This is a genomic window from Ditibartonella choladocola (assembly GCF_002007565.1).
Taxonomy (GTDB): Bacteria; Pseudomonadota; Alphaproteobacteria; order Rhizobiales; family Rhizobiaceae; genus Bartonella; species Bartonella choladocola.
On the sequence record NZ_CP015625.1, the window covers coordinates 2,284,829 to 2,299,960 of the forward strand.

Here is a 15,132-nt window from a genome sequence, read left to right on the forward strand (position 1 = left end):
TTACTAATCGAATTCCTCATCCTTGCATAATTTTGGGCGGAGACATAGCGCACAGATTTATGAAAGATTTTATTCAACATATTTTTTTGGCTTCATTCAACTTTGTCAGGTTGAATAGCGGAGATTTTGTCGTCAATGCGGTTTGCTGAAAGGCACTATATTGTCTATAGACGAAAAGCCACACCATCGCCGACAGACGAGCTTGGTAACGTTTGAGATTGAAAACTTTCAGCAGTGATCGACAGCCCCCCGTATAGTCATCGCGTTCGCGAGAGACTGAATGTCGAGAAAGCTTTATCAGCGACAAATATTGTCATTACGCGGCAAAGCACTTGAGTAAAACACTTTCCGGCCAAGATCATTTTATTCGCTTTTTCATTCGGGATTGTTTTAAAGCCTGCGGCTCGCAGGCTTTAAACTGTTTTAACTTTTCAGATGTTGAACTCGTGTAAACCAGTTAATCCATTTTTGAAGAATACAGAAATTTTGAAGTGTGAACTCCAGTCGAGAGATTTCCATACCAAAAACGTGCTTTTCCGGCATAAAATAAAGCTATTCACCAAAACTTCGACCAAACAATTTCTAGAAATTTCCGGCCTGAACCTGTTAACACTCCGTGCTGTTGCAAACTATTTGTGCCAACTGATTTTACAACAATTTATCACAAACAAATTTAGAGCGGTATTATTCAATCATTATTGCCTTGAATTGCACGCATATTTTGCCGCATCAACGATTCTATGACCGGAATAGCGTCAATCTCTTAGCTATCCTTAGAATTTAAATCCCAAATTGCGTCAAAGGTGGAAAGTAGCTCCTCTTGTCTCTTTTCAAGTACTTCAGGTGTCCATTCATTTTCCTGAATAACCTGACTTGTCAGTGCAAAATTAGTAACCCCGCTAATGTTTCCATTTTTTGTTTTAAAATATTTTTCTTTTTTTGTCTCGAAATCATAATTTTGTGCGGAAGAATTCGTTCGTCCATTTAAAAGCACCAAATTTGCAAGCTTATTGACCCATTCGGCTCTGATTTTTTCATCCGGAAAAGCTTGCGTCCAACTTTCTATATTATCACTTGTTTGAGGCAATACATGTTCAATACTAATCGTCTTGTAGTCATAGGTCGCTGATCCAGTGGACAAAAATTCATCTAACCGTAATAACAAAGGCAATCTGATAGCAGGCTTATCGTAAATATCACCCTTAAGAATCTCTTTAATTTGCTGCTTCTCGTTATCGCTCAACTTCAAGGCATCAACTATAAAATCAGTTTGGCTTTCCTTTTCGGCCTTTTGAATAGCCTTTAACAATTCGCCATATTTTGCGATCCTGATGTTAACCATCGTGCGTAAAATAAATTGCCCATAAGCAAAACGTTCAAATTTTCTAAAAAATTGGAGTAAAAATTTATCATTATATTGGTAATATTTCATTACTTCGATAGCAGGTGGTAACCAATCGGAGTTATCCAGTCTATTAAGATATTTGAAATAACGATTAATTTCTTCTGTATCTCTTTCATTTTTTCCAATATATGAACAGTTCTTGATCTGATCATAAGCGTCTACGTATTCATCCAATGCGTTATCAATGAAGTCTTCCGCATCTTTAAAAGCTGCCTTGGAATTTACGTTTTTAACGTCAATCACATATTCATGGAACTCTTTAAGAAGCGTTTTACGCAATTTGGTTTTTGCATATATCATACGAATATAGGAAAATAGATTGGTAAAATCCGACCGACCTAATGTTTTTTCAAACCCTTCCCAATCCTGTGTAAATCTCTCCTGTTTAATAACGGGAATCGAGCTAATAAGTTCGGCCTTTAATAAATCTGCAACTGTTAAACTTAACCCTCTCGCATTCAACACAGAAAATATACGAAATGCACTTTCCTCATTCGGTGTTTCCACAACGACAAGAAAACAGTTATTCATGATAAATTTGGCAAATTCATATTTGTCATTGTCGGTTAGCTTAAAAAGCTTTTCCCTTAAAATATTTCTATTTTCTATAATTCTTGCTCTGGAATCTACTTCTTTTTTTAAATCATTAACCTTTGACGTTGCGCCTTCTTCTTTAATATACTTACAAAAAAATCCCTCATCTTTGTTCCTTAATGTCAAAAGGTACAAATCTTTTGCCGCGCTAATCTGGTCAGACTTGAATATTCTACTATGTAAATCTTTGGAAAAAACGTTAAATTCAATCGACGAGCTTAATTGATCACGCAATATAGCGAGTAAAATTGTTATTGTTGTTAAACGTTGTTGGCCATCTATAATATCGGAATTTGGTTTATAGGGATCCTTTTTCAACACCAGACTGCCGAGAAAATAAGAATCCCCCTCGCTCGTTTTATTTTGATAAGCATCAAATAAATCGTCAAATAGTTCCGCAGCATTATCTTTTGTCCATGAATATGGGCGTTGATAAGACGGTACGGAAAATACGTAATTGCCACTAAAGATACTATCGAGAGATTTCTCTTGAGCCTTTATGTTGTCGTGCATGTTTTCCCTCCGCATATGGCGCCATTTATCAGCTTTTTCTCTTTTCAGAGAAAAACATAATCCGATAGAGTAATAAGAACGTTTATTATCCTGATTTTATTGTTTTTCAATAATTAATTTTGGCCGCGTTTATCAAAATCCGCTTTATTCACGCTTACAACACAAAAACAATATTTTTCGGCGCGAAAGCGCAATTGCTATTCTACCCCGATTGTCTGACAATTTATCAATTTTCTTGGCAATAAATATCGTTTTAAGAAATTCGTGACTGAAAACAAAATTTTATTTTTAACGTCAAATTTCCGGTTTTTATAAAAATAAAAAAGCGGGAAATATTATAGGTTTGAAACTAATAATATTCTTGACCGAAATTCGATTGAGATCGGCAAACCCATTTTTCAAAATTCAAATAACCAATTCCGGCAAGTTACGGATAATTTTGACAGTTTTAACAGAAACACTGATTACCCTTTGCAAGAGTTCCAGCGGATAAGCAGGATTATGCATTGTCTCGCGTGCAAAATCATTGGCATCGTTGACAATTCCACTAGTTTTATCAATGCGTATACTTTGCCTCTCCATCACCCAGTCAATTGCCGTTTTATTGTTGACGATATAGTCATAAGCGGCAAGCGGTATTCCCGTAATGGTAATTTTGTCATTGTAATGAATGACCGAGCGGTCTTTGTTTTTGCCCCTCCCGCCATAGCGCATTTTCGTCACATAAAAATCGTCCGCTTCAAGTGTTTTCTTTTCTGTTAGAATTTTGACCGGATATTTTTCAACGCTTTCATAGTTTACATGCAAATGCCCCAATGCGCGACCGGCGCTTATAAAAGCCTTGAAGTCTTCAAGCATTTTAACAGCAGGAATGCGTGGCAGTTCTTTAACGAGATTGTCGGCAAAACGGGTTCGATAGTCCGGCGAATGCAAAATCCCGTAAATATAATAGAACAGGTCTTCTTTCGTGATGTGATTATCTGAATAGGCAGTTTGAAAATATTCCAGAGCCTCGTCTGTAATAGCGTCGAGACGCTTGAATGAACATTGTTCCTGGGTTTTTCCGGCCGCCTCGTTACAAGTTTTTTCAAAAAGATAAAGCGGGAAACATTGGCCATTATCCTCGAACTGGAAATCGCTAATCCGGTTCGACAGAAGAACTGAAAAACCACCGCGCTTACCATTGCCCGATATACAAATGGCTATATTTTCCGAAGCATTGTCAGGAAAAATCTCTTTCATCGAATAAAAGCTGTGATTGAAGCGGGAAGCACGATAGTGCCATAATTTGGTAAACGGACGAATATTGCATATTCCGGTCAATTCTTCCGAAAATGTTTCTTTAATCTGTTTTTTGAAACCCGACTGCCAATTGCCGCCGCCCCAACTGAATTTTTTTACGTCTTTTTTGACGAAATCTCTCACATTGACGACTGTATCAGGAAAGCGTTTCTTATAGCGGGAATATCTGTCGATTTCGCTGTTATAAAACTCTGTCATCTGGCGGGCATTGGTTAGCAACCTTGCCTTTGAATAATTATAGACCCAGGCATCACGACTTGAAACAACACCACTTGAATAGAGTTTGAAAATTGTAAGGGTTTTGTTCCTGCTCTTCTCGCCCATTGCGAGATAATTTTTGAAATGCCGATCCCGCTGATGAAGCCAATCATGGTAACTATCGGGAATAATTTTTTGCCATTTGTCTTTCAAACCGGCAATGCTTTTGAATGTTTTGATGATTTCAAGTTTGTGGGTGTTATCAAGATAATCGCCAATGTCATAAAAAAAGATCTGCCCCTTTTGTTTGGCCGAAGGATTTTTAACGAAAATAGATATGGCAACCGGTGCGCGTGAACCGACGCCGAATATATTGCCGCCTTCTTTGCGCCTCAGCTTGCCGGATGTGCGTGCATTGCCGCGCAAATGGAAAATATAAATTTTGGAAAATTCTTCGGCGAGACATTTTCGCATACCATCGGCTGAAGCGGATTGAATAAAACCGGCATTTGTCACAAAACCGATTACACCACAATCGCCAATATGATCGGATGCCCAGCGAATGGCTCGAATATAGCTGTCATAGGACGACCGTTTACCGCCTTTGTTCAATGTGGAAACAAGATAGGTTTGTGCTATTCGTCGGTCAATCTGCGGATATTTCAGGTTTGCCGCATCATCATTTGCACTCTCCTGCCCCGTCGAATAAGGCGGATTGCCGACGATAACCTTTATATCAGTCAAACCATTGCTTTCGGCAAAGTGTTTCTCGTCATCATTTGTGTTGATATTTTTATGACTGTCGGGCTTTTTAGGAATGCTATTTTGTTTTGCATCCATCAGGAACGTATCTTGCAGGCGAACACCCGAAAAAGCCTGATATTCACCGCCATAACTGGAATAATAAGCCGTTTCTATATTGATTGTGGCAAGATAACAGGCCAGCAAAACAAGTTCATTGGCATGAAGTCCGTTATTATAGACAGGTTTTGAATTTTCTTTATCAATCAGCCCGCATTCAATGAGGCGGGCGATAAAAATACCGGTTCCGGTGAACGGATCAAGGATATGCACCCTTTTACTTCCAAAGGAACTATTGAACTCTGTTCTCAAAATGTCATCGACGCTATGAAGAATGAAATCCACCACTTCGACCGGCGTATAGACAATTCCCAAACGGTCGGCCATCTTCGGAAATGCTTTGCTGAAAAACCGGTCATAAAGTTCGACAATCAGTTTCTGCCGCGCTTGCCCGTTCTTATCCACCCTTTTGGCGCTCTCGCTCACGATCCGGTAAAATGCTTCCAACTTCTCCGGCTCCGGAGTGATGGCGTTCTCGTCAAGTGTGTCCAGCACCTTGTTTATGGCAATGGATAGGGGGTTGTTTCCTGCCACATTGGAATGGCTGAACAAAATATCGAAAACCGGCTTGGTAATGCGATATTGTGCCAGCATCTCAACAATTATCTCATCGTCAAGCGCAGCATGGAAGTTTTTCTCAAGCAAGGCTGAAAAGTCGTTGAAAGCGGTATGAAGGCCTGAATGATCGGGATTTTGAAGCTGGCGCGTTATATAGTCGATCAAATTTCGGGCGATTTTTGCAATATCATCCGCCCATTGTTGTGAAAGGCGCAAACCATCAGTTCTTTTGACCGGCTTTTTCGGTTTTGCAAAATCCAATTCTGTCACATCCCCGTATGAATAATACTGCTAGGCTTTCCACGCTTGGAAAACAGTAATGCCGGGCCAAACCAACTCTTGCCGACCATGCCGGTTTTGCCTCAAATCTTTAGCATATTTGCCTGAAATATTCAATTTTTGAAGGTTTTAGAGGATGTTTATCGCGCTATCAAAATTTCACCCTCCATTGGTAGCGACGCTTCGCAAAAATTGAAGCGGAAAGACTTCAACGAAATTTTCCTGAAACATGAATGCGAAAATAGTCTTTTCAAATTGCTATATTGATCGGAATTTTACTGCGGGGAAATTTCGGGGAAAAGAGCCATAAGACCGTCGGAAATGGCTCCCTGCCAAACAATATAATCATGACCACCGGAATATTCGCGATAAACAACCGGAACCTGCTTGGCGAGGAGCACCTCGAAAAGGTGGCGATTGGCGTCGAGCAATGATCGTTGCCCGCCACTATGGCCGCCCTCGAAAACACCTACCGACAAAAACACACTTAACGGCGGCGAAGGCATCGTTGCAACGACCCGTGACACATAATCTTCTCTTTCAGAGGCACCATTTTCAGGCGACCACCAGAACGATCCGGACATAGAAAGAACATGGCCGAATTTATCCGGATGGCGCAATGCAACAGTCATTGCGGCAAGTCCGCCAAAACTTGATCCCGCCAGAACGATCCGTGACGGAGGAAATTTTCGTGCCATTCTTCTTTCAATTTCAGGCAGCAATTCAAACGCCAGAAAATCGGCAAAATCAGGATTGCCGGGCAATTCTTGCATACGGCTTTTACGGTCAATATTATGAATGAAAACTGCAATGGTCGGGGCGATGACCTGCGCTTCAACCATTTTATCAAGAATAGCGGGAAGCGGAACTCTTGTCTGATACTCTTCGCCGTCAAAAACAAAAAGCACAACGGGTTCAATTCCGTTTTTTCCTACTCCTCGCTTTGTTACGCCTTTGGTCTTGTAGAGCGTAATCTTATGGCGATTACCAAGCTTTAAACTGGAAACATAGAAATTCTCGGTTGTAGCTTGCCTATTGTCGGAACTTACAAGGCGGGACTGTGCCGGTATCCAATTTTGTGCCGGTGCATTTTCAAGTTCGACAACCGACTCCTGATTATAAGGATCAGGCGCATCGACGGGGTGAGGTTTTAAATTGAGCGGATCGGCTTTTACCGTATAGGAAATGGCCATGCGTTTTTCTTGCGGCGTTCCTTTTATTTCCGGAACATCGACCGCCAGTTGATAGCTGAAGCGCGTATCCGAAGGAACTTTGAAACTCTTATACCATATGTCTGTTGTCCCCAAGCGAACGAGTTTTTCATGATCGCCGGAAGGTGCTCCCAAGAGAAAGACATTTTGCTTTGCACCTCTTTGGAGAAAAGTGATAATCCGTTCATTACCTTCGCTTTTTTCAATAAGAGGCGTACCCGCTTTCACAATTTTTTCCCAGAATATCCGGATTTCGTCCGGTTGGAATCCGGTTTTTGCCAATTGTTGCAAGGTCGGGCTTAAAAAATCTTCAACCGGAGCTGGTGTCGATTTTTGATGATCTATATCGGGGTTTTCGAGTTTCAGGCAATAACGACCGGCCTTGCCGAATTCGAGTTTCAGACGTTGTGTTTTCGTTGCCTTGAAACGGAACCGGTTTTCACCGGTTTTTTGATGAAAAAAGTGTCTGGAATGCGCACCGTTTTGTTCCACAAGATCAACGCTGTAAAGCCCCTGAGGAGCATTTATTACGCCATTGAAAAACCGGTTTTTCCCCTGATTGAGCAAAACAAATCGTGTTTTTCCTTTGGCCGCATTATAACACCTTTCGGATGCTTGATGGATGGTGCGTTCATTTGCGCTTCCTGTTTGCAAACTTATCATGATGAACAATACGAATATCGGAAAAAATAGAATTGGCATAGACATGGCTGAAAGAACAAAAAGATGAATAGTGAGAGCCGGCGTTCTCGAAAAAACACGTTTCGACATTGTCTTACCATGTCTTTTTTAGCGATGCCTGAATGATGCGACCATCACCATAAAAGCATGCATAAGCATTTGCGCAAGAAGCAACAAACCGTTTATCGGCAATATTTTTCACGTTGATTTGCAAGGATAGTCCCTCTAAATCTTTTCTTGCTGCGCCGAAGTCATAACCGAGCATTGCGTCGACCAATGTCACATCAGGGACTTTAAAACTGTTGGCATTATCACCCCAACTTGTACCGAGATAGCGCAATCCACCGCCAAGCTTTAATCCCTCGACCCTGCCCGAGAGAAAATCATATACCCCCCAAATAGAAAATTGGTGTGCGGGAATACGCGAGGGCGTTTTATCAAGCTCTGTCGTGATAATCGTATCTTCAATGGTCGAATCGATATAGGAATAAGCACCGACGAGCGAAATTGACCGTGTAACTTCACCTCGCGCTGAAAGCTCGACCCCTTTATTATGAATTTTTCCGATCTGCTGATAAGTTGTATCGGCAATTGAAGGATCCCATTTTCCCTCCACAACATTTTTTTGTACAAGATCATAATAGGCGGCTGTTAAAATAAGGCGCTCCGCCAACGGGCTATATTTGACACCTGCCTCTATCTGACGGGCAGTAACCGGATCAAATGCACTATCGCCGGCAACCGGTGCCTGTAATGCAGGTTCAAAAGACGTAGAGTAACTTATGTAAGGCGCTATGCCGTTATCAAAAGCATAAAGTGCCCCCGCACGCCACGTTGTCGCTTTATCCTTATAGCGATAACGCATTGAATTATAACGATCGTCAAGATTGGTATCTGCCCAATCATGACGAATGCCACCCATGATATTAAGCCTGCCTAACGAAGCCTGTTCCTGAACATAGGTTCCTGTCTGTTTTGCATCCAGAATTTCGCGACTGGATAATGGCAGTTCCAGACTATCGAAGTCGAAACCGCCATAAACGGGGTTTTCAAGCGAAATGGACGGAACATGGCGGTCACGTTTCCACAAATAATCACGTTTTCGGGTACGCGTATCGACACCTGCAAGGACAGTATGGTTTACCGCTCCGGTGTCGAATTTTGCTTCCAACTGACTGTCACTGGCAAATTGTTTCCAGATGTCTTCTCCATCCGAGGCGATACGGGAAATGAGCGTATTATAACCGGTATCAGGATCTTTCGTGCCAGCTCCCCATGTCAGCGTTGCTTGCTGCATATCCACTTCATGATAACGCATTTTTTGGCGAAAGGTTAAACCATTGTCGAAAACATGGGAAAATTCGCCTCCTACCCACTCCTGTTCACGTTTAAAGCGTTCAAAATGGGGATCGGATACAAAGAAATCACGCGGAACATGTCCGAAGCCGACAATCGGCCTTACCGTACCATCGGCATCAAGGAAATTGCGATATCCGGCTTTCGGTTCTTTTTGATAACCGGTCAAAAGAGTGAGTTTTGTTGTTTTATCCGGTGACCAGGATAAAGACGGAGCAAACGCATAACCTTTTTTGCGCGCAAATTGTTCCTGCAAATCGGTGCTTATGCCGGTTCCGACAATCCGGTAGAAAAAGTCGTTTCGCCCCGCTATATTCTCGCTTATATCGAAGGACAGACCGTATTGGTTGCGATTGCCGGTCGATAGTTCCACTTCATGAAATGGTGTCTCTTGAGGTCGTTTGGAAACGGCATTGACAATTCCTCCGGGATTGGTTTGCCCGTATAATACAGAATTGGGACCCGATATCAGTTCAACGCGTTCCAACAAATAGGGATTGATTTGCGCGTAGGAAGCATCTCCCGAAAGGAGAAGTCCATCAAGATAAATCGGTACATAGGAAAAGCCACGCACAAACATTTCGTCGCGCAAATTGGATGCGCCACGATATTCCGTAAAAACACCCGGCGTATAGCGCAAACTTTCCGCAACCGATTGCACATGCTGGTCTTCCATTTGCTGTTTGGTTACAACGGCAATGGATTGGGGCGTTTTGGCAATCGGCGTATCGGTTTTGGTTGCCGTAAAGCTCTGTTTGGCGGCATAACCGATGACCGGACCATCGCCTTTTTCCGTATCTCTATCAACAACAACAGTCTGTAAAACCTCGTCATCGTGTTTTTCTCCGGCATCGGCCGAACCCGACATGGTGGAAGACAACAATATCGCCAAAACACCTGTCACAAAATTTGCTTTTGACGAGCATATAAAAGAATTGCGGTTGTTCGGGACAATTGAATGAACCATGGCTTTGCTACCCCGCGAATGGCCGATTGCTTGATTAAAACTTGATTGACTTTCTCATGTATATGCGTAAATTTGAAGAAATTGGCAAAAAAGTCTTTTGCTAAACGGGCAAATACGTTTGCGGCAGCAACAAAATGACAACGAACAGAACAATTCCCGAACATATTTTTGTCGGTCACATAGAAAATGAACCGGGTTGTTCTGACGACGAAGATTTTCACGAAATATGGCCGAAATTCATGGTAATGGTGTTTTTCTCCGGCCATCAGACATTTGAAATTGACGGGCAGTTTTTTTCACCGGGTGTAAGCGACAAACCAAGAATAAGGCCGAAAGTATTTCTGTTGAATATCGCAAAATTTTGCAATATCCGCTTTTTCAATGTTACTGGCGAAAATCTTACAAAAGTTATGGTTTCGGCACCACGCACCTGGATTGAACGGATATTTGAAAATTTTGATCCCTCCGCGCGTTCGCTTCAACCGTTCTTATCCGGACATTTGCAAAATTATAGTTTTTATCCGAATGCAACAATCGTGCATTCGGCGCGACAGATTCTTAATCCGCCTGACAACATCTCTCAGGAATTGCTGAAATTACACGAGCGTAAAATGGGCATGGAGGTTCTTTATGAAAGTTGTTTGTCTTATATCAACGATCATCAGTCCAAAGATGGAAAACCGACAATAAATTATAGCCATTTCGACATAGCGCAAAATGCGCGGAATTACATTTTGTCGCATTTGGAGAAGGAGTTGCGAGCAACTGTGATAGCCAATGCGCTTGGCGTAACAATGTCGACGTTAAACCGCGCTTTCAAGACTGTCTACGATGAGACAATATCCGGTTTCATTTGCAAGGAACGCATGAAAAAAGCGAGATTTCTTCTCGAAACGCAGGGCATGGCTGTTTCACAGGCCGGCTACCTTGTTGGCTATTATAACCCGTCGAATTTTGCGACCGCCTATCGGCGCGAATATGGCATCGCTCCAAAAGAACACCGTTTAAAAAATCCCCGTCCGTGACAGAAATTTTGATTGAACACATTCATCCGAAAGGCTTTTGCCGCTGTCCCCGTTAATATATGCAAGCTCCTTGCCAATATATTGCGGTACTTCTCGTCAACACAACGTTTCAAACAAGCCTGTATTACGAAGAAATATCATGGTCTCCGCACATAAAAAATCCGGATATTGCGTTTCAAAAAGAAATTCTCCCTGAATGCGAATAACCGCAGATATTGATAGCGCCCATGACTGCCAATTTTATAGAAAACGAGTAAGGATAATCGTATAGCGATCATCATATACGACTATTCCGGTCTTTGGCGAACCGCGTTCAATCAATCGAATGCGGTTCGGTCAACATGCCGCTATGCCATTAATATCCGGCTCAAGGGGTTATTATTTTGCTTTCAGGCCAAACATCGGCTTTTTTTTAGCCCAGAGTTTTCCTGTAATAAAATCGACCGGTTCCCGATCCGGCTTTCCGGAAAAGAAATCAAGCTCGACATAAATTTTTCCCTTGTCAATGTCGGCGGCAAGTTGACTATCCCATGGCCAAGTGGCCATATGAAGGCTGGAAGTTCGCGGGTGACCTTGATAGAGCTGTTGAACCAATCGGGTTACGATGTTTTTGTCAATTTTTCCTACATATAAAGCCGTCTTTGACTGTGTCGAAGAACTCGTATAGGAATTATTCATATTTTTTTCATTACAGCCGGAATAGACAAAACCATTTCTACTTTCTTTTGCTTCCAAATAAATTTTATGTAAATATCTTTTATATATACTATCTGTCGAAATAACGTATATAACCTCCAGATCGTTATAATTACTCGAAATATTTCTTATAGATCTATCTTCAGAACCGTCTTTTATCTTATTTTCTAAATATTTATGTATTTCCTCTTTTATTTTCGATGAGATCAGATCTTTATCGATATGCTTACGAACCTCTTCATATGTAAATTCGATATTGATTTCATGTATGTTTTTTCCGGAATATTTCTGTATTCTGTTTGCAATTTCTGTGAAATAGTTAACCGCATCGTCTAATAAAGATTGATCGATCATAAGTCATTTTCCCCGATAATTCACAAAGGCCCGATTTTCGATTTATTCCGCCAAAAACGGAAAACGAATTTTCAACATGGAAATATTTATTCTACAGCGCCCGAAGTAAAGCAATATCCATTTTATGTCATTTTTGAAAATTGTTTAAAGCTTTGAAACACCACAGCTTTTCACCGCAAGTAAGGCCGGTTACCGGCTTTTGCACGTTTGTTCATGGGGGTTCCGGATTGCCGGTTTCAAGACAGAAGCCTCCCGTGGCGCGTATTTTTCTTGAGTACCGCTTTCTTGAGACCGTTTTTTGAGAACCGTTTTTTTGAGAACCGTTTTTTTGAAAACCGCTTTCTTGAATGGTGTCGGTTCCCGATCATGCAAAATCGGGGTATTTTATTTAAAAGGAATATCGGTTGATCGAAAATGTCAGGCCATTCACTTTTTGCCACCTGGAAATTGCCGCAACATTGAAAGTGACAATGCGGAGTTTAAAAAACCGGATTTGAAAAAAGTAGAACATGCTAGGAATTAAAATTAGCCCGCCCTTCATGATGCGACAAATATTGCTGTTTTCTACCCTTTAAAAAACGGTATTATTTTACTTTAGAATGCAATTTATCGGCGCGTTGCCATTACACTTATTTGCATTTGTTCAAAAAGCTTTAATGGCCGCGTCCGGAGATTTTGACCGCAGCCTTTCAGACCAATTCCCTTAATTTTCCTTCAGCCATTTCGCGGGCGAACGGAACGGCGCAGAAATTCGCTTGTTGGCCCGTCAAACTGGATATGCCCCTGATCGAGAACAATAACGCGTTCCGTCAAATTCAGAATCTCGAAACGATCTGTCGACACAACCATCGTGGTATCGGGCTGCAATATGTTTTTCAGCACATTGGCAACGCGTGTCTCCTGTTTTTGCGACAATTGGGAGGTCGGCTCGTCAAGAAGAAAGATCTTGCGTTTTGTCAGTGCAAGGCGGGCAGAGGCCAGCATCTGGCGATGCGCAGGATTGGGATAAAATCCGGCATCACGCCATGTCACTTCCAGTTTGTCGGCAATTTTCATTTCACCGCTCACAAGATCAAGCTGATGGAGAATGTTTTCGCATTCTTCGCGCGAGAGCCGGCCTTCCAGACACAAAAATTCATAAACCGAACTTGTCAGCATGGCGTGTTCTTGCCATGCGTAATGAATGAGATGTTTTATGGATTCGTCACCTGCATGAAGCGGTCGCTTGGAAAATGAAATCGTGCCTTTTTCAAGTGCCAGATAACCGGCAAGCAATTTCAGCAAAGTGCTTTTACCGCTCCCGTTACGTCCAAAAAGCGCAATCTTCTGGCCTTTCGGTATGACAAGATCAATATCGTCCAGAATAACTTTTTCATTGTTATAGGCAAAAGTTCCGTGCTCGATTGCCCATAATGGCGTTTTGAGATTTTCGTATTTTTCAATAAAGATCGGCTGTTCCTGATTGTCGGAACTTTCGGTGATAAGTTTTTTCAACCTTGTGTAAGAGCGGTGGGCGCCATAAGCATCATAAACAATACTCGACGTGCTAAAAAGTGGCATCAACATGCGGCCGGCAAGCAAAATAACTGCGAATATTGCACCCTGATTGAGTGAACCGGCAAGAACCAGATAATAGGCCATAATGACGATCAGCACCAATTGTGCGCCGTTAATGGCATAATTCAAACGCTGGAATGCCGCGCTGCGTTGATAACGTTTTTTCCATGCTTCTATATCGGTCTCGGAATCGGCCAAATAACGATCGCTCACAACATCCGGCCGGCCGATAATCGATGCAACCATCATATCAATGATATTCGGAGGGTCGCGATAGAGTGGCCGTTCGCTGAATTGCAACTCGGCTAGCCGCCAATAATAATACATCACGCAAAATATGACCGCGATGATGAATATCGGGACAACGACCACCCATTCCCCCAAAATAGCAATGACCAGCAGGAACAGCAAAATAAACGGGACATCAATGACGTTCAGATTTAGTCCCATATAGGCAAAATTTCGTACTATTTTCCAATCATCAAGTGCACGAAACTGGGCAGCCCCCCATTTGTTGGACTGGCTGGCATTGACGCGCAAAAGCCGCCTTACAATATTCGGCTCTATCGTTGTATGGATGCGTTGGACAAGCGCGATGTTGAGCTTCTGGCGCTCGCGACGAAGCAGGAATTCGCCAATCAATGCCAATGCGACACCGACCGAAAAAGTCCATAACGAGGCTGATGCATAGGCCGGTAAAATGCGGCTATAAATTGCATTCAGATAAAGCGGTGTCACGACAATCATCAGGTTGATAAAAATCGAGCCGAAAAGCAATTTCCAGAGAATGGACACCGCCACCGGATCCGATGAAATGAGGCGGCGCAAATCGAAATTGTCAAGAAGACTTGCTTTGAAAACCTGATATTGCGGAATACATTGATCTGTAAATTTTTGCGCTTTTTCTTCCGCGCTTTTCTGCTTTCCGGCGTTTGTACCACCAGCCGGAGTTATAACAGCTCCGGCATTCGTATTGGCAAGCGCATCGAGTTTCACAACTTCGGCCGGATGCACGGTTTTTTCAGAGGCTTGCAGCTTTACGCCATTTTCATAAGGCTGTTTTTTAAGTTCAAGAGAAGGTTCGATTTTGCTTTTGACTGTCACCTCACCACTGGCAGAACCGATATTATCAGTTTCCTCTTCGTGGCTTTTCTGTTTGTCTTCATCCAGAAAAACAAAGGTACCATCATTTGCAACCTCTACCGCGCGATAATTACCGGCAGGGGTAACAACAATATAAACGCCACCAATCTGCAAAGCCGATTGTTTATTCACCCGTACGATATGTACGCCTAGCTGACGCTCGACCAACTTGATTAAGGTTTCATCACCCGACATTGGCAATGTGCGTATGCGCTGCCAGTGGAAGGGAAGAGAACCGCGTATTTTGTTACACGCGGTTTCCAGAGCGTCGATCAAAGGAGTCATTCAATTCTTTCCAAAACGGGGCAGTTCTTTCCTGAACGGGCAGTTCTTTCCAAAACGGGGCAGTTCTTTCCAAAACGGGCAGTTCTTTCCAAAACGGGGCAGTTCTTTCCTGAACGGCAGTTCTTTCCAAAACGGATACCAGATTTT

The 15,132-nt window shown here is 42.4% G+C and carries 7 protein-coding genes; 1 reads left to right on the forward strand and 6 read right to left on the reverse strand.

Annotated features, from left to right (window positions below):
• Positions 1 to 763 precede the first annotated feature (763 nt).
• The 4 genes from BBC0122_RS10120 to BBC0122_RS10135 form a co-directional block, all read right to left on the reverse strand.
• Positions 764 to 2,512 carry a DUF262 domain-containing protein gene (locus tag BBC0122_RS10120; protein WP_188318038.1) on the reverse strand — a complete coding sequence of 583 codons (1,749 nt, stop codon included), beginning with the start codon at positions 2,510 to 2,512 and terminating at the stop codon, positions 764 to 766.
• Between the two features lie 405 nt (positions 2,513 to 2,917).
• Complete coding sequence (locus tag BBC0122_RS10125) at positions 2,918 to 5,701, reverse strand: type ISP restriction/modification enzyme (protein WP_077993523.1); 2,784 nt, start codon at positions 5,699 to 5,701, stop codon at positions 2,918 to 2,920.
• Positions 5,702 to 5,985: 284 nt separating this feature from the next.
• Complete coding sequence (locus BBC0122_RS10130) at positions 5,986 to 7,692, reverse strand: alpha/beta hydrolase-fold protein (protein WP_077993524.1); 1,707 nt, start codon at positions 7,690 to 7,692, stop codon at positions 5,986 to 5,988.
• Between the two features lie 4 nt (positions 7,693 to 7,696).
• A complete protein-coding gene (locus BBC0122_RS10135; RefSeq protein WP_225868111.1) occupies positions 7,697 to 9,862 on the reverse strand; it encodes a TonB-dependent siderophore receptor in 2,166 nt (721 codons plus the stop codon).
• A gap of 197 nt (positions 9,863 to 10,059) precedes the next feature.
• On the opposite strand from BBC0122_RS10135, the gene BBC0122_RS10140 reads away from it, so the two are divergent.
• Positions 10,060 to 10,950: a helix-turn-helix transcriptional regulator gene (locus BBC0122_RS10140; protein ID WP_077993528.1), complete on the forward strand. Its 891-nt coding sequence runs from the start codon at positions 10,060 to 10,062 to the stop codon at positions 10,948 to 10,950.
• Between the two features lie 378 nt (positions 10,951 to 11,328).
• Here the strand turns inward: BBC0122_RS10140 and BBC0122_RS10145 are convergent, their stop codons facing one another.
• A complete protein-coding gene (locus BBC0122_RS10145) occupies positions 11,329 to 12,000 on the reverse strand; it encodes a hypothetical protein (protein WP_077993531.1) in 672 nt (223 codons plus the stop codon).
• 714 nt (positions 12,001 to 12,714) lie between these two features.
• The gene (locus BBC0122_RS10155) at positions 12,715 to 14,985 is read right to left on the reverse strand and encodes an ATP-binding cassette domain-containing protein (RefSeq protein WP_077993534.1); all 2,271 of its coding nucleotides are present in this window, start codon (positions 14,983 to 14,985) and stop codon (positions 12,715 to 12,717) included.
• Positions 14,986 to 15,132: the final 147 nt, after the last annotated feature.